This window comes from Streptomyces sp. WP-1 (assembly GCF_030450125.1).
GTDB classification, from domain to species: domain Bacteria; phylum Actinomycetota; class Actinomycetes; order Streptomycetales; family Streptomycetaceae; genus Streptomyces; species Streptomyces incarnatus.
In genome coordinates this window covers 4,596,205-4,615,443 of sequence record NZ_CP123923.1, presented here as the reverse complement: position 1 = coordinate 4,615,443, position 19,239 = coordinate 4,596,205, and the positions used below count along the sequence as shown (strand labels likewise).

13 protein-coding genes, 1 tRNA gene and 4 pseudogenes are annotated in these 19,239 nt (G+C 72.9%); 6 read left to right on the top strand and 12 right to left on the bottom strand.

Going from position 1 to position 19,239, the window contains the following annotated elements:
- Positions 1-47: 47 nt before the first annotated feature.
- From QHG49_RS20230 to QHG49_RS20205, 6 genes are all read right to left on the bottom strand, one after another.
- Complete coding sequence (locus QHG49_RS20230) at positions 48-1,310, bottom strand: MFS transporter (protein WP_301490584.1); 1,263 nt, start codon at positions 1,308-1,310, stop codon at positions 48-50.
- Between the two features lie 59 nt (positions 1,311-1,369).
- Positions 1,370-3,529 (bottom strand): AMP-binding protein, encoded by a 2,160-nt coding sequence (locus tag QHG49_RS20225; protein WP_301490582.1) that lies wholly within the window; start codon positions 3,527-3,529, stop codon positions 1,370-1,372.
- Complete coding sequence (locus QHG49_RS20220) at positions 3,526-7,020, bottom strand: FAD/NAD(P)-binding protein (protein ID WP_301490581.1); 3,495 nt, start codon at positions 7,018-7,020, stop codon at positions 3,526-3,528. The genes QHG49_RS20225 and QHG49_RS20220 overlap by 4 nt, the downstream gene beginning before the upstream one ends.
- Complete coding sequence (locus QHG49_RS20215; RefSeq protein WP_201300585.1) at positions 7,017-7,478, bottom strand: cobalamin B12-binding domain-containing protein; 462 nt, start codon at positions 7,476-7,478, stop codon at positions 7,017-7,019. Before QHG49_RS20215 ends, QHG49_RS20220 begins: the two co-directional genes overlap by 4 nt.
- A gap of 145 nt (positions 7,479-7,623) precedes the next feature.
- Positions 7,624-8,511, bottom strand: a complete 888-nt coding sequence (locus QHG49_RS20210; protein WP_159702274.1) for a DMT family transporter — start codon at positions 8,509-8,511, stop codon at positions 7,624-7,626.
- A gap of 113 nt (positions 8,512-8,624) precedes the next feature.
- Entirely contained in the window at positions 8,625-9,662 is a 1,038-nt protein-coding gene (locus QHG49_RS20205; RefSeq protein WP_268982712.1) for a LysR family transcriptional regulator, read from the bottom strand.
- A 157-nt stretch (positions 9,663-9,819) separates the two neighbouring features.
- Here QHG49_RS20205 and QHG49_RS20200 point away from each other — a divergent pair, with 157 nt between their 5' ends.
- A complete protein-coding gene (locus tag QHG49_RS20200; RefSeq protein WP_167532466.1) occupies positions 9,820-10,449 on the top strand; it encodes a TetR/AcrR family transcriptional regulator in 630 nt (209 codons plus the stop codon).
- Positions 10,450-10,522: 73 nt separating this feature from the next.
- Positions 10,523-10,598 (top strand) — tRNA-Arg (locus QHG49_RS20195).
- A gap of 80 nt (positions 10,599-10,678) precedes the next feature.
- Here QHG49_RS20195 and QHG49_RS20190 read toward each other — a convergent pair.
- A pseudogene (locus QHG49_RS20190) lies at positions 10,679-11,020 on the bottom strand (UTRA domain-containing protein); the annotation flags it as partial.
- Positions 11,021-11,256: 236 nt separating this feature from the next.
- On the bottom strand, positions 11,257-11,913 hold the full coding sequence (locus QHG49_RS20185; protein ID WP_301490579.1) for a hypothetical protein: 657 nt from the start codon (positions 11,911-11,913) through the stop codon (positions 11,257-11,259).
- A 272-nt stretch (positions 11,914-12,185) separates the two neighbouring features.
- Here QHG49_RS20185 and QHG49_RS20180 point away from each other — a divergent pair, with 272 nt between their 5' ends.
- Positions 12,186-14,729: an amino acid permease gene (locus tag QHG49_RS20180; protein ID WP_301490578.1), complete on the top strand. Its 2,544-nt coding sequence runs from the start codon at positions 12,186-12,188 to the stop codon at positions 14,727-14,729.
- Here the strand turns inward: QHG49_RS20180 and QHG49_RS20175 are convergent.
- Positions 14,683-15,342 (bottom strand): annotated as a pseudogene (locus QHG49_RS20175) (MFS transporter); the annotation flags it as partial. The gene QHG49_RS20180 and the pseudogene QHG49_RS20175 overlap by 47 nt on opposite strands.
- Here QHG49_RS20175 and QHG49_RS20170 point away from each other — a divergent pair.
- From QHG49_RS20170 to QHG49_RS20160, 3 genes and pseudogenes are all read left to right on the top strand, one after another.
- Positions 15,326-15,601, top strand: a pseudogene (locus QHG49_RS20170) (ArsR/SmtB family transcription factor); the annotation flags it as partial. The pseudogenes QHG49_RS20175 and QHG49_RS20170 sit on opposite strands and share 17 nt — an antisense overlap.
- 44 nt (positions 15,602-15,645) lie before the next feature.
- Positions 15,646-16,134 carry a glutathione peroxidase gene (locus QHG49_RS20165; RefSeq protein WP_145485971.1) on the top strand — a complete coding sequence of 163 codons (489 nt, stop codon included), beginning with the start codon at positions 15,646-15,648 and terminating at the stop codon, positions 16,132-16,134.
- 77 nt (positions 16,135-16,211) lie between these two features.
- Positions 16,212-16,749, top strand: a pseudogene (locus QHG49_RS20160) (MerR family transcriptional regulator).
- Between the two features lie 129 nt (positions 16,750-16,878).
- Here QHG49_RS20160 and QHG49_RS20155 read toward each other — a convergent pair.
- The 3 genes from QHG49_RS20155 to QHG49_RS20145 form a co-directional block, all read right to left on the bottom strand.
- Positions 16,879-17,070, bottom strand: a complete 192-nt coding sequence (locus QHG49_RS20155) for a DUF397 domain-containing protein (protein ID WP_159702303.1) — start codon at positions 17,068-17,070, stop codon at positions 16,879-16,881.
- Positions 17,071-17,260: 190 nt separating this feature from the next.
- Entirely contained in the window at positions 17,261-18,118 is an 858-nt protein-coding gene (locus QHG49_RS20150) for a helix-turn-helix transcriptional regulator (protein WP_145485969.1), read from the bottom strand.
- Positions 18,119-18,389: 271 nt separating this feature from the next.
- Positions 18,390-19,142 carry a GPP34 family phosphoprotein gene (locus QHG49_RS20145; RefSeq protein WP_145485968.1) on the bottom strand — a complete coding sequence of 251 codons (753 nt, stop codon included), beginning with the start codon at positions 19,140-19,142 and terminating at the stop codon, positions 18,390-18,392.
- Between the last annotated feature and the right edge of the window lie 97 nt (positions 19,143-19,239).

The following is a 19,239-nucleotide window of genomic DNA, read 5'->3' as shown; positions in this document are numbered from 1 at the left end:
GCCGCACGGTGTGCGGCGGGGCGGGCGGCCGGGAGCCGAGGGGCTCGCTACTTCCCCTCGCGGGGCATGACCACCGCCGACAGCACGGCGGGCACGGCCCCGATGAGCAGCATCACCACGGGCCAGCCGGTGGCCGAGAGGATCCCGGGGATGACCAGCGGGGTGAGGAAGGCGCCCGCGAACACCATCGTGTTCTCCAGCCCGAGGGCCGTCCCGGAGCGCTCCTTGCCCGCCATGATCGCGATCTCGGCGTAGTGCACACCGTGCCAGCCGCAGGACAGCAGACCGGCCACCACCATCAGCGCCGCCGCGATCCAGGCGGGCCCGGACTCGCACAGCGCGAGCCCGACGAAGCAGGCGGCGATGATCCAGCTGTAGGCGATGACGAGGGTACGGCGGTGCCGCCCGCCCCTGCTGTCCGTCCAGCGCCCGCTCCACACCCGGGAGACCGCGCCCAGGGCCTGGACGGCGAACAGCAGACCGGAGATGGCCGTGATGCCGACCCCGTGCACCTTGTGCAGATAGATCGCGGCGAACGACAGGACGGTGAACTGCGGGAAGTCCAGCAGGAAGGCGCTGAGCGAGATCCGCCAGATCTTCCAGCGGCGCAGCGGGCTGACGGTGGTGTTCTTGTGCCCGGCGGCGGGCAGCGGCGGCTCGTCCAGCCAGCAGACGATGACGACGGTGGCGACGAGCGCGAAGGCGGTCAGGAAGCCGAACACGCCCCGGAAGCCGACGCTCATGGCGAGGGCGGGCAGCGCGAGCGCGCCGATGGCACCGCCGAGCGGGACGGCCGCCACCCGCAGGCTGATGGCGAAGCCGTGGTTGCCGGGCGGGAACCAGCCGAGGACCGCCCGGCCGGAGGCGCTGTTGACGCAGCCGCCGAGGGCCCCGGCGAGCAGCAGCACGGCGGACAGCAGCCAGGAGGGCGGGGTGTAGCCGCCGGTCGGCACGAGGAAGGCGGTGGCCGCCGCGAGGCAGGCGGTGGTGCCGGCCAGTCCGGTGATCAGCACCATGCGCTCGCCGAAGCGGTCGGTGAGCAGCCCCCAGATGATCTCGGTGACGGCCGCTCCGCAGGTCAACGCGGCGAGGACGAGGCCGAGTTGGCCGGTGGAGTAGCGGTAGTCGCTCTGGAGCACGGCGCTGGCCATGGGGATGCCCTGGAAGGCCGCGCTGAAGGCCGCCTGCGCGATGATGCCGATGCCGAGGATCCCCCACTTGTAGCGGGGCGAGTGGGTCCTGCCCGACCTGCCGACGGGGAGGGGGGCCGCCACGGGGGCGACGGGTGACGTGGTGAGCTGCTGAGACATGGTCCTGAAGGGCTTTCTGTTCGGGGGTGCGGTGGCTGCGGGTTCGTGGACCGGGGCGGTCAGGAGGCGGGGACCGGGGCGCCCTCCAGGGCGAGGCCGGTGTCCGGGAGTTCGCCGGGCAGCAGGGCCTCGGTGCGCTTCTCCCGGACCACCAGGAGGGTGCAGCCGCGGGGGCTGCTGACCCGGTGCACGCTGCCGGGCTTCTCCAGCACCAGGCAGCCGGGGCCGTACACATCGCCGTTGTCGTTGTGGAGTTCGCCGTCCACGACCACGATCAGCTCGTAGCCGAGGTGGCGGTGGAGGTCTCCGTGGGCGCCGGCGCCGAAGCGGGCGAGGTAGGACTCGGCGCCGTCGGGGCCGGTCTCCTCGGCGGTGTACAGCCAGTGCACGTCGACCGCCTGCCGTCCGGGCTGGACGTACGCCTGCCAGGTCAGCCGGTCGAGGTTCGCGGTGTCGAGGAGTTCGCGTATGACGAGGACGTCGCGGTGCCGGGTCGCGGGGCTGGTCACGGACATGGGGGTGCCTTTCGGGTCGGCGGGGCCAGGGCCGTGCGCGGGGTCGGTCGCGGGGGCGCGCAGTCGTGCGCTCACCTCGGAGCGGCGGATCTTGCCGGACGTCGTACGGGGCAGCGCGTCGGTGAAGGAGGCGCTGTGGACGCGCAGGGCGCGGGTGACGTGCAGGTCGACATGGGCGAGGAGTTCGGTCTCGGTGGCGCGGGTGCCGGCTTCGAGTTCGATCACGGCGTGCGCGGCGAGCGTCAGCGCGGGGTGGGGCACCGGCACCACGGCGGCCGCGCGGACGGCGGGGTGGGTGCGCAGGATCGCCTCCAGTTCGTACGGGGAGACGCGGTGGCCGCCCGACTTGAAGACGTCGTCGCGGCGGCCCAGCAGCCGTACGTACCCGTCCGAGGAGAGGATCGCGGAGTCCCCGGTGGCGTAGCGGTCGGCGCCGAGGACCTCTCCGGTGCGCCCGGGGTCGCCGTCGTAGCCGGTCATCATGCCCACGGGCCGGCCGGCGAGTTCCACGTACAGCTGCTCGTCGCGCACCGTCAGGTCCCAGCCGGGCAGCGGCTTGCCCAGCCAGCCGGGCTTGCGGGCCAGTCCGGGGGTGGTGCCGACCAGGGCGGTCGTCTCGGTCTGGCCGTAGCCCTCGCGGACGGCCACGCCCCATTCGGCCTCGATGACCTCCGCCACGTGCAGGGCGAGCGGCTCGCCCGCGGTGGTGGCCTCGCGCAGCCGCGGCCGGGCGGTGGCGGCGTGCGCGGCGAGCCGGGTCCACTGGGCGGGCGGGGCGCACAGGCTGGTGATGCCGCGCTCCTCCAGCAGCCGGGGCAGCTGCCCGGACCCGATGTTCCCGGCGGGCGGGACGACGAGGGTCGCCTCGGCGGTGAAGGGGACGAAGAAGCTGGACCAGGAGTGCTTGGCCCAGCCGGGCTCGGAGATGTTCACATGCCGGTCGCCGGGCAGCAGCCCGTTGAAGTACAGGGAGGACAGGTGGCCCACCGGGTAGGAGGCATGGGTGTGGACGACGAGTTTGGGCGCCGAGGTGGTGCCGGAGGTGAAGTAGGCGAAGGCCGTGTCCGAGGCGGGGGTCGGGCCGGTCGGCAGGTAGGAGGTGGCGGCCTGGTACGAGTCGTCGTACGGCTGCCAGCCCGCGACCGGCGCGCCGACCGCGATCCGGGTCGTGGCGCCGCCCGTGCCGAGGTCGAGGCGGTCGAAGAGCGAAGTGAGTTCGCTGCGGCAGATCAGATGGCGCACCCGGCCCCGGCCGACCCGGTCGGCGGCCTCCCTGCGGGTCAGTGAGGTGTAGGTGGGGATGGCCACCGCCCCGGTCTTCAGACAGGCGAGCAGGGTCTCCCACAGCTCCACCTGGGTGCCGAGGACGATCAGCACCCGGTCGCCGCGCGCGACACCGCTGTCGGTGAGCCAGTTGGCGAGCTGGTCGGAGCGGGTGGCGAGGTCCTGGTAGGTGATCCGCTGGTCCCGGCCGTCGGGGCCGATCAGTTCGAGGGCGGTGCGCGGGTTGTCCCGGGCGATGACGTCGAACCACTCCAGCGCCCAGTTGAAGTGGGTGAGGCGGGGCCAGCGGAAGGCCCGGTGGGCGGCCTCGTGGTCGGCGCGCAGTTCCAGGAGCAGATCGCGGCCGCGCCGGAAGGCGGCGTGGGCGGGGGTGCGGCGCAGCGTGGCGTGGGCCGCGGCGCGGTCGTCTCGGGCGGTCATCGTCGGGTTCCTTCCAGCGTGCGGTGGGCGGCCGGCTCCGGGAGCGCGGCGAGGGCGTCCTGGGCGATGGCGTCGGCGTCCCGGGTGAAGTCGGTCCAGGGGCCGGGCCGGGCGGAGCCGACCTGCATGAACCAGCGCTGGCCCTCGGAGGGGATGCCGAGGACGTACACGCCCTCCGCCGCCGCTCCGGTCGCGGTCACGGGCCGGTACGGGCTCGCCGTCGTCGCCACTCCCCCGGCGACCCGGCCGCCGTCGCCCTGTTCGTTGGCCCAGGGCGTCCACAGGCCGCAGTCCAGCAGCTGCCGGGTCAGCGGCGCGGTGTCGCGGCCGAGGTCCGGGGCCGGGATACGGGCGTCGACGAGCACCTCGCAGTGCTCCAGGGACCCCCGGACCTGCGGGGAGCGGACGGTGAAGCAGCCGCTCGCCTCGTCCGCCGCGAACTCGGCCGAGGGCCCGGCCGCCCTCAGGACGCCCGCTTCGAGCAGCGCCCGGGTCTGCCGCAGCCGCTGCGCCGGGGGGCCCGCGGCCAGGAAGGAGCTGAGCGGGGCGAGCCGGCCCAGGAAGTCGTCGCGGTGCGAGGCGGCGGTGAGGCCGTCGAAGTCGACCGCGGCCCGGATGGTCCCCCGTACGTCGCGCAGCACGTCCAGGGCCGCCTTGCGGGGGCCTTCCAGGTTGCCCTGTCCGGCGTGTGCGAGATCCTCGTCGATCAACTCGCCGAGGGCCGCTGCGAATTCGGCGGGGCTGTCGAAGGTGCGGCCGGTGAAGGGGCGCGCCAGAGCGTCGATGTCCAGGGGGGCCGGGCCGTCGATGCCGAGGTCGGCGGCGGCGGTGCGGATGATCTTCTCCGCGCCGTCGGCTCCCGCCTCCTCGACAAGGGCGGCCGTGCGTATCAGGAAATCCCGTTCCCGGTCGGCGCCGAGTCTGGCGCGTACGGCGGTGGCGTAGTGGACGAGCTGCATCTCGGCGTGCAGCCAGGGCCAGATCTGGAGCCGGAAGTCGAGGGGGGTCCCGCTCGCGCGCAGGGCGGCGATCCGCTCGGGGGTGAACAGCCTGGCCGTGTAACGCCACAGCGGACCCTTCTGGTTGAGGCCCCGGGCCGGGAGCGGCACCCCGGACCGGGAGCCCGCCACGAGCACCGGCTCCAGACCGGAGGGCAGATACCGCAGCACCTTGCCCGGGCCCTCGCTGAACCGGCCGCCGCGGCTGGTGGTCAGCGCCGCGACGATGTCGTAGAAGGTGAGGCCCATCCCGAGGACCGCGACCCGGGCCCCCGGCGCGATGTGGTCCAGCGGCATGTCGGCCGCGCTGTCGCCGCGGATGTACGTCAGCTCCGGGCGGCAGGCTGCGAAGTCCGCGAACCGGCGCTGGTCGGCGGTGAGTTCGGTCAGGGGGTGCCCGGTGGCCAGCACGACCCGGTCGGCGTGCAGCAGTTCGCCGTCGGCGCAGCGCAACTGCCAGGCACCGCCCGCCCGTTGCATGGCGACGACGTGGCCCTCGTACTGCCGCAGGGTCGCGCGGGGCGGCAGGGAGTCCCGTACCGCCTGGAGGAAGAAGTGCAGGTACTGGCCGTACAGCGCCCGGGGCGCGTAGGCGTTGGGGCCGGGGTAGACGAGGTCCTCGGCGCCGGCCCACCACTGGCCAAGCGAGGGCCCCGCGCCCGCGCGGGCGGGGCCGCCGTCCGAGGGACCGGAGAACATGGTCACCTCGCCGCAGGCGGTGTTCATCAGGAAGGCCGGGTTCTGGTCGGTGCGCCAGATACGGCCCGCGCCGACCTGGTCCTTGTCGATCAGCGTGATCTCCACGGCCCGCCGCGGCGTCTCCTCGCGCAGCCGGGCCACCAGGCGTTCCACGACGGCGAGTCCGCGCGGACCCGAGCCGACGACCGCGATGCGGTGGGCGGCGGCACCTTCGGCGGCACTCCCGGCAGCGCTCCCGGCGGCGCCCTCGGCAGCGCTCCCGGCGGCGCTCCCGGCGGCTTTCTCGCGGCGGGCGGTGACGGCCTCGGCGCGCTTGCGGGTCAGGGCGGCCGCCGCCCGGTCGTGGGCGTCGGCGGTGTAACGCAGCATGCCCAGGAGCCGGCTCGAGGTGACGGCGTGCCGGGTGCCGCGGGTGACCGGCAGCGGCATGGCGCCCGTACCGGACCAGACGAGCCGGCCGTCGTCGCCGATCGCCCCGCGCGCCGCGCCCGCGTTGTCCCGGTGCAGGCAGAACGGCACGTCGAGGACGCCGGCCGCGAAGGCGGCGCGCAGGCCCGCGCCGATGTCGGTGCCGTGGTCGAGGACCGCGGTGATGAGCCGTAGCGCCTCGGTGTAGATCGTCTCGTAGTCGACCTGGCGGGCCCACGGCAGCGGGCAGTCGTCCTGGAGCGCCTGCCGGGACACCCGTGCCGCCCGCTCCAGGGCCGCGATGTTCTCGGGGACGGTGGGGATGCGGTGCGCCTCGGCGACGGTCTTGACGATCAGCCGCTGGGCGCCGCCGCGCACCGCGATCTGCGCGGAGGAGTCCAGGAGCAGCTCCGCACCGGCCTCGGTGGCGGGGTAGACGCCCATGTAGGTGTAGAGCACCACGTGCCGCGCGACACTGGCCGGCAGGAAGAGCTCCGCGAGGTGGTGCAGGGCCGCCAGCGCCTCGATGTCCTGCACCGCGTTGGTCTGCTGGGCGTACGACAGCGATACGGAGGTCACCCCGTTGCGGGCGAAGAACATCGCCTCCAGGACGCTGATCGCCACCAGCAGCGACGGCGGGCACATCTGCCCGAGCATGCAGCCGCCGAACGTCTCCAGGTGGGCGCGCATCCCCTGGTCGTCGGCCTGCTCGGCGAGCTGCTGGGTGGCGTCGGTCCAGGCGGGGACCGCCTCGGCCAGCGGGAGCCGGGAGTAGGGCAGGCAGTACGAGACCGGGCCGCCTTCGGAGGCGGAGAGGCCCGCCTGGATCATCGCCTCGAAGATATGGGCGGGCCGCGCGGAGCCGTGCCGGACCTGGACGGGGATGCCGTCGGCGGCCCGGGCGACCTCGGCGGTGACCCGGGGTCCGTGGTTGACGAGCGGGAAGCCGTTGAGCGCGCGGCCCTCGGCGAGGGCGGTCCCCGCGCCGGCCATGTCCTCGACCCGGGTGTAGGAGTCGATGGTGAGCGTGCCGAGGGTCCGCGCACGGGCCGCCGTGACGGCCGCGAGGCCCTCGGCCATGCGCGCCGGGTCCGACATGCCCATCCGGGGCTGTACGACCAACTGCCCGGCCTGCGCGGCGCGTTCGACGTAGCTCTGCATGTCGGGGCTGCGCTGGGTCTGCGTGTCGGGGCGGCTCCGGCCCTGCGTGCCGGGGCTGGTCTGGCCCTGCCTGTCGAGGTTGCGCTGGATCTGCGTGTTGGAGCTGGTCTGGCTCTGTGTATCGAGGTTGGTCCGGTTCTGTGCGTCGGAGCTGGTCCGGTTCTGCGTGTCGGAGCTGGTCCGGTTCTGCGTGTCAGGCCTGCCCTGGCGGCGGTTCGCGCTCATGCGACCGACCCCGCGATCTCGGGGCGGTGCCCGGTCATCCGCTGGAGCGCGCTGCCGAACTCGGCCGGGTCGGCGCCGTCCGTGAACACCGCGTCGAAGCCCGCGGCGGCCAGTTCGTCGGCGAGGTGCGGCTGGTCGGCTCCCTGGATGCCGAGCTTTCCGCCGATCATCACGGGGACGGCGGCCAGGGTCGCGTCACTGTCGTCCCGCAGCTTCCTGATCAGCCGCCGGCCGTCGATGTGGCCGTGGCCGTTCACCGAGGAGATGACCACGGCGTCGGGCCGCTGTGCGCGGATCTCCTCGATGATCTCGGCGTCGGGCACGCACGCGCCGAGGTTGGACACCTCGTACCCCCGCTCTTCGAGCAGCAGCTGGAGGAAGACCAGGTTCCAGGTGTGGGAGTCGGAGGAGACCGTCGAGAGCAGTACGCGGGTGGCTCTGGACTGGATGGGTGACACGGGAGAGACCTCCTGTCGATGTGCCGCGGCCTGCCGCGACACATCGAAGATCCCGGTTTCCGGCTCCGCGGCCCAGACCGATTCGGAGGTCCTGAACCGCTGTTCACGGATGCCGTACGGCCCACGGTTGCGACGTGAGGAGCAACTACGCTGTCTCTGCGTCCAGTTCGGCGACCGGCACTTCGTCCGGGACCCGGCGCCCGCAGACCACGACCCCGGTGACCACCAGCAGCCCGCCGAAGCACTGGAGGAGGGTCAGCGCCTGGCCGAGCCACGCATAGGCGATGACACTGGTGGCGACGATCTCGAAGGTGCCCAGCATGCTCACACGCGTCGGTCCGAGGGAACGTACGGCCGTCAGCACGAGCGCGAACGGCGCGGCCATCCCGAGCACCCCGATCAGCACCAGCGGCACGAGCGCCCCCGGCGCCCACGCCCCGCCCTCGATGCGCCACGGCGGCTGGACGCACGTCCAGGCGAGGGCCGCGACCAGCGATCCGTACATGGTGGAGGTGGCGGTGGGCACGGCGTCACCGATACCGCGCCCGCACACCAGGTACAGGATGTACGCGGCCGCGGTCGCCAGCCCGAACACGAGCCCGACGGCATCGAGTCGCCCCAGCGAGGCACCCCCGATGCCGACCATCAGGACGACACCGCCGAGCGTGAGCGGCAGCGCCACCAGCACGCTCACCGCCGGGCGGCGGCGCTGCCGTACGGCGTCGGCGGCGGTCAGCCAGACGGCAGCGCTGTACTGGAGCACCAGCGCGACGGCCAGGGGCAGCCGGGCGATCGCCATCGAGTAGCAGTAGATGAGCGCGGCCAGCGCCAGCCCGAAGCCGACCACCCGCGGCAGCCGCCGCCACGGCAGACGCAGCAGATCACGACGGGTGAGGGCGAGGACACCGAACAGACTCAAGAACCCGGCCGACATACGGAACTGAGTAACCGTCAGCGCACTGATCCCGTGGTCGATGAGCACGCGCGAGGCCGTACCGCTCAGCCCGAACAGCGTGCAGGCGGCGACGACCATGAGACAGCCGGACGCCCCTTTCGCGCCCGGAGCCCCGACACGCCCCTCCCCGGCCGCCCCCGCCATCCCGCCGTCCACGGGCCCCGCGCCCCCACGTTCTTCCCCCCTGAGGCTCAACTCGCTATGCCACTCGGGATGTACGAGGTGCCCGGCCGGGCGGGCTGGAGGGGACTCGGCGGGCGGAGCAGCTGGAAGTGCGGGATGACATGGGCGGGGGTGACCCCGGGGTTCCAGATGAGTTCGGACATCACCGGTGACAGCGCGGCGGGCTGCAGCTCCGTCAACTGCCCCGATTCCAGCTGCGGTCCGACCGCGATGGCCGGCACCACGCCCACGCCGATGCCGCCCAGCACGGAGGACTTCACGCCGTCGACGCTGCCCACCTGCTGGACCCGGACGCGCCCGAGGCGGGGCAGCACCTCCTTCTCGGCGATGTCCCGGTAGACACAGCCCGGCGCGGTGACCAGGAGCCGCTCGGGCCGCGCCGCCGACTCGGGCGTGCCCACGAGGACGGCCCGGTCGGTCCACAGATGCCGGCGGTCGCCGCCCTCCGCCGAGCGGATGCCCGCCGCCGGTAAGGGCGCCGAGTTGATGAGCGCGGCGGCCAGTTCGCCCCGGCCGACCTGGTCGCGCAGCTGGGCGACCGGGCCGACGAAGATCTGGGTCTCCAGGTTCGGCATGAGCCGGCGCAGCGTGCGCAGGAAGCTCGGCAGCCGGTAGGTGCACAGGGAGGCCGTCGCACCGATGCTCAGGGTGCTCGGCCGGTCCTCCGCCGCGGCGGCCACCGCTGCCTGCGCCTGGGCCAGCTTGTCGAGGATGTCCGTCGCGTACTCGAGGAAGCGGGTGCCGGCCCTGGTGAGCCGGTTCACCGCCGCCCCGCGCTCCAACAGCGATGCGCCCAGGCTGCGTTCGAGCGCCTGGAGGTGACTGGTGACCGTCGAACGCGCGTAACCGAGCCGCTCGGCGGCCTCGGCGAGGGTGCTGCTCTGCGCTACGGCCACGAATGTCTCGAGCCTTTGAACATCCACCTTGCAGTCTCCTTCCGGCCCGGCTCTCGCAGGGCGTGCTGCCTGCCATCCGACTCGGCACGAGGACGACCTTGAGTCAACTTTGAACCACGATACATCTCTGTTCCTCAGTTCATCCAGCATGCTCCCCGAACTCGCCCTGGCGCCATACATCGACTGTGAACCAACCATGTACTGTGGTATAAGAACGAGTGGGGGCGGGACGCCCGAGCGGGCGGCGCACTCAGCTGCGGCGCAGGTCTCTGTCCTGGTACCGGCATCGCGCGTACAGGAGGAAGAGATGAACACGTCCCCGGCCGAGAGCGAGGCCCAGCCCCTGGGGCGCCGCGGGCGCAACAAGATCAAGATAAAAGAGCGCCTGTACACCGCGGCGCTGGAACTCTTCGCCGAGCAGGGCTACGACCAGACGTCCGTCGACGAGATCGCCGAACGCGCCGACGTGGCCCGCGGCACCTTCTTCAACCACTTCCCGCGCAAGGAAGACCTGATCGGCACCTGGGGCGAACGCCGCCGGGAACGCCTGGTCGGCATCATGGAGGACGCCGTCCCCGACCGCACGGGCGCCGCGGACCGCCTGCGCCGCTGCATGACCGTCCTCGGCCACATCAACGAGGAGGAGCACGACCGCACGGCCGCGATGCTCGTCGCCTGGGTCAAGGCCGGCCGCCCTCTCCGCGAGGAGCCCTACGTCGCCGAACTCTTCGCCGAGATCGTCGAGGACGGCCGCCGCACCGGCGAACTCCGCGAGGACGTCGTCCCGCAGCAGGTGGGCAACGTCCTTCGTGACATATACCTGGGCACCCTGTACCGCTGGTTCCGCGAGGCGGAGAACGAACCCGGAGGCCGCCTGGCGCAAGAGCTGGTCCAGGCCTCGGAGCTCCTGCTGACCGGCATCGTGACCCGCCCCTGACCCCCTCCCCCTCGCCCCGACCGAACCCGGCATCCACCCGAGCCCCGATCCGGTACCCTGTGGGTCGAGCCCCGCCTTCGTAGCTCAGGGGATAGAGCACCGCTCTCCTAAAGCGGGTGTCGCAGGTTCGAATCCTGCCGGGGGCACCACCACAGAGGCCTCGGACCGATCACGGTCCGGGGCCTTTGGCGTCCCGGGGAAGGCTTTGCAAGGGCACCCCGGCCGGGCCTCAGGTCGCTGGAAGTTGGTACGACAGGACGTACGCGTCCGCCGCCATGACCGTGTCGCGGACCTCTACCGCCCCTCCGCCGATGTCGAAGGCGTGCGGACGAGGTGGATGACGGCAACGCCGGGGGCGAGCCGGAGTGTCTTCACCTCGGCCGGCCGGGGAGGGCATCCGGGCGCGGATCTCCTCTTGGAGTGGTCGAGGTGTCCGAGGCGGGCGTAGGTGCCGCCAGGGCTAAGGGCGGGTTCGGCGATGGGCGTCCCGGGCGATGCCGACGGGCAGGTAGGTGGTGGCGAATGCGACCGGTTTCCCGTCGGGCAGGTACCGGCGCCACCGTCCGAGGATCTGCCTTGTCGCTGTTCTGAGTTGGAGCAGCCCGCCGGTGGTGCGGGCAGGTGTTCGCCGGTTCATGGGACGACTGCCGTCAGGGCAGGTCACGACGCCGCGCACACGGTGGACACCGCCTTGTCCGAGGTGGTGTCCACTAAACGGTGGCACGCGTTACTCGGCGGAGGTCGTACCGGGACGGCCGTGCGGCACGGAGGCGGGGGAAGTCCTTTCGGAACATGCGGGGAGTTTCCTCAGTACCGCTCCGCCTTCGCCACCTCTGGCTTCAGGGTCGGCTGGGGTGGCTGGTGGCTGATGGCGTAGGGGTGGACCGTCTGGCCGGGGCGGACGTTCTGCGCGCCGACGTAGCGGGTCTCGACGACCTTGCCGTTCGGGTCGCGGAAGTCGACCTGGACGGCGAAGTTCGCGGTCTTGTCTGTGGAGTTGTGGATGTTGACGTGGGCGGCCTGGAGGTTGTTCACCTGGGCGCGGGGGATGCCGCTCAGCGAGACGTCGGAGGCGGCGTTGCCCCGGCCCGGTACCTTCGCCAGCCGGTCGTGGGCTTCCTGGTTGGCCCGTTCGGACTCCGCCGAGACCGAGGCCTCGAACTCGTCGGCCCGCGCGGAGGCGGAGGAGGCCGCGGCGGAGGCGGAGGCGCGGGCCGAGGCGGCGGCGGAGGAGGCGGCCGAGGAGAGGGGGGAGGGCGGGGTGCCCGTGAAGGACTCCGTGGCGGGGGGTGTGGGGCGGGGGCTGACGGTCGTACCGCCGCCGTTGTTGTTGCCGCCGCCGCAGGCCGTGAGGGTCAGGGTGCCCGCGGTGGCCAGTACCGCGACGGCCGCGCTCGCGCTCCGGAACCGCCGGAACCGCCGGAGACGCAGTCGCCGTCCGCCCCTCGACACGCCGCTGCCCATGGCATCCGTCCCTTCCGGCCGACCCCTCGGTGGCCGGTTGATCCGCGATCATCCGGTTACGGCCTCATGCTGCCCCACGGGGGACCCGCACGCGACCGGGGCGTGGGGGTCGGGGGACCGCCTCCCCCATCAGCCGCCCCTCTGTTTGCACCCCCGCCACCCCCGCGTTGGAATCGAATGTGAGGCTTTTCGGGAGCAGGGGCGTGTCCGGGGGGCGGCCCGCTCCGGGGTCCGGGGTGGGGCGGAAGGGGCTTCGCGGGGACGCGCTGGGGATGTTCTCCTCGGTCGTCATGGCGCTGGCGTCGACCGGACCGGCGTACAGCCTGGCCGCCACGCTGGGGATCATCGTGGCGGGGGTCGGGCTCCAGGCGCCGATCGTGACCATGCTGGCGTTCGTGCCGATGCTGCTGATCGCGTACGCCTTCCGGGAGCTGAACGCGAGCGACGCGGACTGCGGGACGACCTTCACCTGGGCGACCCGGGCGTTCGGGCCGCGGACCGGGTGGATGGGCGGCTGGGGGCTGATCGTCGCCAACATCATCGTCATGGCGAACCTCGCCACCGTCGCCGGGGCCTACGGGTTCCGGCTGGTGGGTCTCGACTCGCTGAGCCAGAGCCGGTTCTGGGTCACGGTCGCCGGCATCGTCTGGATCGGGGTGCTCACCGCGATCTGCTACGTCGGCATCACCGTCTCCGCGGCCGTACAGCGCTGGCTGCTGTGTCTGGAGGTCGCCGTCCTGCTGCTGTTCGCCGTCGCCGCGCTGATCCGCGTCCACACCGACCCGCCGCCGACCGCGATCCACGTCTCCTGGTCCTGGTTCAATCCCTTCGAGGTGTCGTCCGTACGGGCCCTGACCTCGGGCATCCTCGCGGGCGTCTTCATCTACTGGGGCTGGGACACCGCGGTGTCCGTCAACGAGGAGACCGTCGACAGCGCCCGCGTCCCCGGCCGGGCCGCCGTGCTCTCCCCCGTGCTGCTGCTGGTCGTGTACGGGCTGGTCGCCACCTCGGCGCAGTCCTTCGCGGGTGTCGGCACCACGGGCGTCGGGCTCGGCAACGCCGATCACCACGACGACGTGTTCTCGGGGCTGGGGGAAGCGGTCTTCGGCAGCCATGACGCGGGGCTGCTGCTGTCCCGGCTGCTGATCCTGATGGTGCTGACCTCGGCGCTGGCCTCCGCCCAGACCACCATCCTGCCGCTGGCCAGGACCGTCTTCTCGATGGCCGTGCACAAGGCGGTGCCCGCCCGGTTCGCCCGGGTGCACCGCAGATTCCTGACCCCGACCTGGGCCACGCTCGGCATGGGCGTGGCCGCCGTCGCGCTGCTCGTCCTGCTGTCCTCGTTCAGCCGCAACGTCCTCGCCGACTCCGTCGACTCCGTCGGCCTCGCGATCGCCTTCCAGTACGGCCTGACCGGCTTCGCCTGCCTCTGGTACCACCGCAAGGTCCTCACCCGCAGCCCCCACGACTTCATCTGCAAGGGCCTGATGCCGGGGCTCGGGGGGCTGCTCATGGTGCTGCTATTCGGGTACGCCGCCTTCGTCGTCTACGCCGAACCGGGGTACGGCGCCAGCAGCGTCGACCTCCCGGTGTTCGGGCGGGTCGGCGGGGTGACCGTTCTCGGGCTCGGCGCGCTCGCGATCGGCTTCCTGCTGCTGCCGGTCGTCACCCGGGGGCACAGCACCGCGCTCAAGCTCCAGCGCAGCCTGCTGCCGGGCCGGCTGCCCCCGCAGACCGCGTGCGAGACGGCGAGCCGCTATCTGCCCGCCGACAACGGGTCCGGGGTGGGCGGCGACTGGTACGACGTGATCCCGCTGTCCGGCGCCCGGGTGGGCCTGGTCGTCGGGGACGTGCTCGGGCACGGGCTGCCCGCCGCCGCGACCATGGGCCGGCTGCGCACCGGGCTGCGGGTCCTCGCCCGTCTCGACCTGGCCCCGGACGAGGTCCTCACCCGGCTCGACGACCTCGCCGAGCAGACCGCCCAGGAACGCGCGCCCGCCCGGAACGGCACCGCGCCGCAGCCCGCCGACGAGGCGATGGTGACCTGCCTGTACGCGGTGTACGACCCGGTCTCCGGATGGTGCAGCATGGCGCGCGCGGGCGGACCGCCGCCGGTGCTGGTGGCCGGGGACACGGGGGCCGTCCGGACCCTCGACGTGCCGCCGGGGCCGCCGCTGGGGGTCGGCGGCCTGCCGTACCAGAGCACCGAGCTGCGGCTCGCCCCCGGCAGCGTCCTCGCGCTGTTCACCGCCGGTCTGCTCCAGGCGGCCGACCGGCAGGACGCGGGGCTGCGCCGGCTCGCCGGGTCCCTCACCGCCCGCCGGGGGAGTCTGACCGAGCTGTGCGAGCAGACGGTGACCGCGATGCTGACCGGCGCGGTGGACGAGGACGCGACGCTGCTGCTGGCCCGCACCCGGCTGCTCGACCGGACCCGGCTCGCCCAGTGGGAACCGGCCGCCGACCCGGCCGCGGTCGCCGCCCTGCGCAGCGGCGTCAGCAAGCAGCTGGACGACTGGGGGCTGGACGAGCTGGCGTTCACCACCGAGGTCATCGTCAGCGAACTTGTCACCAACGCCATCCGCTATGTCGGCGGCCCCATCCAGGTGCGCCTGATCCGCGACCGCACCCTGACCTGCGAGGTCTCCGACGCCGGGCACACCACCCCGAATCTGCGGCACGCGGCGAGCGACGACGAGGGCGGCCGGGGGCTGTTCATCGTCGCTCAGCTGACCCAGCGCTGGGGCACCCGCTACACCCCCACCGGCAAGGTCATCTGGACCGAGCAGACCCTTCCGCCGCCGTCGGCGCAGGAGTGAGAAGCGGTCGGGGGGTACGGCGGCCCGCCGCGGCCAGGACGAGGGTCACGGCGACCGAGCCCGCCGCCATCAGGGCCATCCCCATTGCCCAGCTGGCCAGTTGGGCCACCCCGCCCGCGGCCGCCGCGCTCACGCCCTGCATGGTCAGCATCCCGGAGGAGTGCAACCCGAGGGCCTGGCCCGCAGGTTCGCCGGGGGTGAGGTCCATCAGCCGCTCCTGCTGGACGAGGCTCGCGCCGAAGCCGGTGGAGGCGAGGGTGACGCAGAGCGCGGCGAGCGGCAGCGGCGGGTGCGCGGCGAACACCAGGTAGGGCGCGGCGAGCAGGAGCAGCAGAGGGGTCGCCAGCCTCCGGCGCACCCGGGGCGGCAGCAGCCGGCCCACCGTGACGTCCCCGGCGAACATCCCGAGCGCCCCGCAGGCGAACAGGGTGCCGGCCGCGTGCGGGGCGTACGACACGTACAGGGACTCGCAGCCGACGACCATGCCGTTGGGGAGCCACAGGCCCAGATAGGTGAGGCGGCGCGAACGGTCGGACTAGCAGCGGGAGTTGGCGCGCCAGGTGGCCGAGGCGGAGGGGCGGCCCGCGCTGCGGGGCGGGGCCCGCGCGGTCCCGGCCGCCCTCGCCGCCCTGCTCGGCCCGGCCCGCGCGGGCGTCCTGGCCCTCCTCGGCTCCCCCATGACCACCAGCCAGCTGACGGCGGTGACCGGGCAGGGGCTGGGCTCGGCCGGCCGGCATCTGAAGGTGCTGCGGGAGGCGGGGCTGGTGGCGGGGCTGGCGGCGGGGCGCAGGACCGGGCGGTCGGTGCTGTACGGCAGGACGGCGGCCGGGGACGCGGTGGTGGCGGCAGCCGCACCCCCTGAGCCGGGGTGACCGGCGCTGCCCCGACGTCACCTCGGCCGCATACCATCGCGCCCATGACCACTGTGCTGAACACCGAGATCGGCGCCCTCACCGGCGGCGCCGCGAACCTGCCGCAGTACGCCGGGAAGGCCGTCCTCATCGTGAACGTGGCCTCCAAGTGCGGCCTGACCCCGCAGTACGCGGGCCTGGAGAAGCTCCAGGAGCGCTACGCCGAGCGCGGTTTCACCGTGCTGGGCGTGCCGTGCAACCAGTTCCTCGGGCAGGAGCCGGGCAGCGCCGAGGAGATCGCCGAGTTCTGCTCGGCGACGTACGGCGTGACCTTCCCGCTGACCGAGAAGGTGGAGGTGAACGGCGCGGACCGGCACCCCCTGTACGAGCGTCTGGTGGGCTTCGCGGACGCGGAGGGCCACAGCGGTGACATCCGCTGGAACTTCGAGAAGTTCCTGATCGGCCGGGACGGCAGCGTCGTCGCCCGGTTCTCGCCGCAGGCCGAGCCGGAGTCGGCGGAGGTCGTCGCGGCGATCGAGGCCCAGCTCGGCTGACCGCGCTTGACCCTGCCCCGGGGGCAGGGCGGAGCGTCGCTGTCGCCGGGCGGGAGGGAACCGCCCGGCGACGGAGGATGACATCGGTGCGCGAGGATCTGCTCACCATCGGGGCGTTCGCCGCCCGGGCCCGGCTGTCCGCCAAGGCCCTGCGGCGTACGACCGCCTCGGCCTGCTCGCCCCGGCGTACGTCGACGGATCGAGCGGCTACCGCTACTACCGTGCCGACCAGGTCGAGCGCGCCCGGCTGGTGGCCCTGCTGCGGCAGCTGGACATGCCGCTGGCCCGGATCGCCGAGGTGGTCGGGGCGGAGGCGAGGAGGCGTGTGTGCCGGTGGCCGACGAGGCGGCGGCGCGGGCCTGGGCCGGGCGGCAGGGGCGGGGCCGGGCGACCGGGGTGCGGGTGGAACCGGCGGCCCGGACGGCGTACGTGCGGATCGCCAAGGCGCAGGTGGCGCATCCGCAGATCCTCGCCGCGTTCGAGGCGGTGCGGGAGTGGCTGGGCCGCCAGGAGCTGGAGCCGGCCGGGCCGTGCCGGGAGATCTACTTCGCCGACTGGGCGGCGGGTCCCGAGGACCCGGTGTGCGACGTGGCGTTCCCGGTGCGCGCCCGCTGAGGCCGGCCCGGCCTCGATGGGGCCGGGCACGACCGAGCCCCCTCGGCGAGGACGGCGTCTGGTCGAGAGGGCTCTTGGGTGGTGCGTGTGCGGTTGTGTTCGTCGGAACGAGGGTCAGGGACGAGCCCCTTACGCCTTGACCGAGTCCACGAAGGCGTTCCACGCGGCGGCGGGGAAGGCCAGGATCGGGCCCTCGGCGACCTTGGAGTCACGGACGGCCAGTTCGGCGGTGACGGGCGACTTGACCTCCACGCAGGCGCCGTTGCCCGCGGAGTAGGAGGACTTCAGCCACGTCTCCGAAGCGCCCTGAATCAGTGCCATGTCCACTCCTGTGTGCGAGTTGCGATAGTGCGGGTTCACGCCAACCCCGATGTCCGATTGGCGTGATCGACGCTACCGGGCAACTGCGCCGCCTGGTGGGGGCGTTCACTCGACCGGATGGCATATTCCAACGTACCTTCCACGGGAGCGCGCCCACCCTGTAGGATCACGCGCCCACCGCGGCCGGCGCCTAGTCGGTGTACCGCTGCGCCGTCTCGTCGATCAGCTGCCGGGACGCCTCCACGCTGAGGGACTGGGCCCGCAGATGCTCGTACATCACGGCGTACTTCTGCACGTCCTGGGCCTTCTCCAGGTACAGGTCGCTGGTGACGCCCTCCAGGTAGACCACGCTGGAGTCGGCCGCGTCGGCGAACTCCAGGATGGCGTACTGGCCGTTGAGCCCCGGATGCGCGCCCACCTCGAACGGCATGACCTGCACGGTGACATGGGGCAGCTCGGACAGCTTGAGGAGGTGCTCCAGCTGCTCGCGCATCACGCGCTTGCCGCCGACGACCCGGTGCAGCGCGGCCTCGTCCAGGACGACCCAGAGCCGCAGCGGGTCCTTCTCGGTGGTGATCCGCTCCTGGCGGCGCATGCGCACGCCCACGCGCTTCTCGATCTCCGCGGCCGAGGTCTCGGGCAGCGCGCCGCGCACCAGCGCCTCGGCGTACGCCGGGGTCTGGAGCAGACCGGTGACGATCTGGGGTTCGTAGACCCGCAGCGACTCGGCGTCGGTCTCCAGGCCGATGTACACGCTGTAGGGGATGTCCCCGAAGGTGTGCCACCACCCCTGCTGTCTGGAGTCCCGGGCCATCTCCATCAGCGAGTCCACGACCCGCTGGTCCTCGACCTCGTAGACCCCGCACAGGTCGCGCACATCGCGCTGGCTGATGCTGCGGCGGCCGTTCTCCAGACGGCTGATCTTCGACTGGGACACGAGCAGACGCTCGGCGACCTCTTCGGCCGTCATGTTCTTCTGCTCGCGGAGTTTTCGAAGCTCCTGGCCCAGCCGGCGCCGCCTTACGGTGGGATTGACATTGGACGCCACGGGACGCGCACCTCCGGCTGCTGCCTGTACTGACACTTTCCGTATCTGCTGCTGAGCAGATTGCCACCAAGGCGCTTGCCTGCGCTGGGAAATGCTCGATATGCGGCACGCGTACGTGGCTGTTCGGGCGCCAGTTCGCGTGGACCGGCCGGGACGCGCGCCGCCGCCGGACACGGCCGAGCGGGGTGACGGGACCCGGAGGTCCCGTCACCCCGCTCGGCCTGCGGCTCCCGAACCGGGCCTGTGGGGACGGTCGTCGCGGCGCGGTGGATCAGTGGGCCACGGCGCGGGCCATGGACCCGTGGCGCGACTGCATCGGCACCCCGTGCGCGGGTTCGGCCGCGGTCCGGGGTCCCGGCGCCGGCCGGCCCGTGGCGGCCGGACCGCGGCGCGGCTGTGCGGCCGCGCCGTTCTGCACGTCCATCACGGCGTGCGCGACGAGCCCGCCCATCGGATCGTGCCGGATCAGATCCCGCAGCCGGGAACGGGACGATCGGCCCTCGTTGCCCGGATACAGATGCTTGCCGAGCCCGACGGCGTGCGCCAGGGCGGCGAGCGCCGCGGTCCGCGGGTCCGGCGGTACGCCGGTGCGGATCGCGGAGTCCAGCCGGCCGCGGATCTCCCGGCTGATGGCCGTGTCCGTCGCCTGGTAGCGCGTCGTCGGCAGCACCCCGCACATCTGGCCGGGCACCGCGGCGACCATGCCGCACCGCTCCAGATGCGAGAGGTACGTCTGGCGCAGCCCCAGCCGGGGCCCGCCGATCCAGTGGACGGCTCGCACCGGAGCGCCGCGCCTTCGCAGCAACTCCAACGCGCAGTCCAGAGTTGGATCTCCTGTCGGCCGTGGCACCACCACGGCGATACGATCCCCGTCTGGGGCTATCCGTCCGGCCAGCGCCAGCTCCACTAGCTGTGCACCGGCCAGACCGAGGTCGAGCGACTGCGGCTGCGCAGTGGTACCCGTGGTCGGGTCCAGTGCCAGCAGCAGAAGCTCCTCCGGAAGTGTTCTGCGGCTCCTGCCCATCCATGCCTCCCCGCGTGGATGAATGACAGGGTGACCCCTCTCACATTGGTCTGTCGAGGGCGCGTGACCGGTTCGTGAGGGAACCGGTAGGTATGTC

Bases quoted from the DNA above. Each gene is read 5' to 3' on its own strand.
- QHG49_RS20225 (WP_301490582.1), bottom strand. From the start codon at position 3,529: ATGACCGCCCGAGACGACCGCGCCGCGGCCCACGCCACGCTGCGCCGC.
- QHG49_RS20165 (WP_145485971.1), top strand. From the start codon at position 15,646: ATGACCACTGTGCTGAACACCGAGATCGGCGCCCTCACCGGCGGCGCC.
- QHG49_RS20185 (WP_301490579.1), bottom strand. From the start codon at position 11,913: ATGGGCAGCGGCGTGTCGAGGGGCGGACGGCGACTGCGTCTCCGGCGG.
- QHG49_RS20155 (WP_159702303.1), bottom strand. From the start codon at position 17,070: ATGGCACTGATTCAGGGCGCTTCGGAGACGTGGCTGAAGTCCTCCTAC.
- QHG49_RS20230 (WP_301490584.1), bottom strand. From the start codon at position 1,310: ATGTCTCAGCAGCTCACCACGTCACCCGTCGCCCCCGTGGCGGCCCCC.
- QHG49_RS20220 (WP_301490581.1), bottom strand. From the start codon at position 7,020: ATGAGCGCGAACCGCCGCCAGGGCAGGCCTGACACGCAGAACCGGACC.
- QHG49_RS20145 (WP_145485968.1), bottom strand. From the start codon at position 19,142: ATGGGCAGGAGCCGCAGAACACTTCCGGAGGAGCTTCTGCTGCTGGCA.
- QHG49_RS20200 (WP_167532466.1), top strand. From the start codon at position 9,820: ATGAACACGTCCCCGGCCGAGAGCGAGGCCCAGCCCCTGGGGCGCCGC.
- QHG49_RS20205 (WP_268982712.1), bottom strand. From the start codon at position 9,662: ATGCTGGATGAACTGAGGAACAGAGATGTATCGTGGTTCAAAGTTGAC.
- QHG49_RS20180 (WP_301490578.1), top strand. From the start codon at position 12,186: ATGTTCTCCTCGGTCGTCATGGCGCTGGCGTCGACCGGACCGGCGTAC.
- QHG49_RS20210 (WP_159702274.1), bottom strand. From the start codon at position 8,511: ATGGTCGTCGCCGCCTGCACGCTGTTCGGGCTGAGCGGTACGGCCTCG.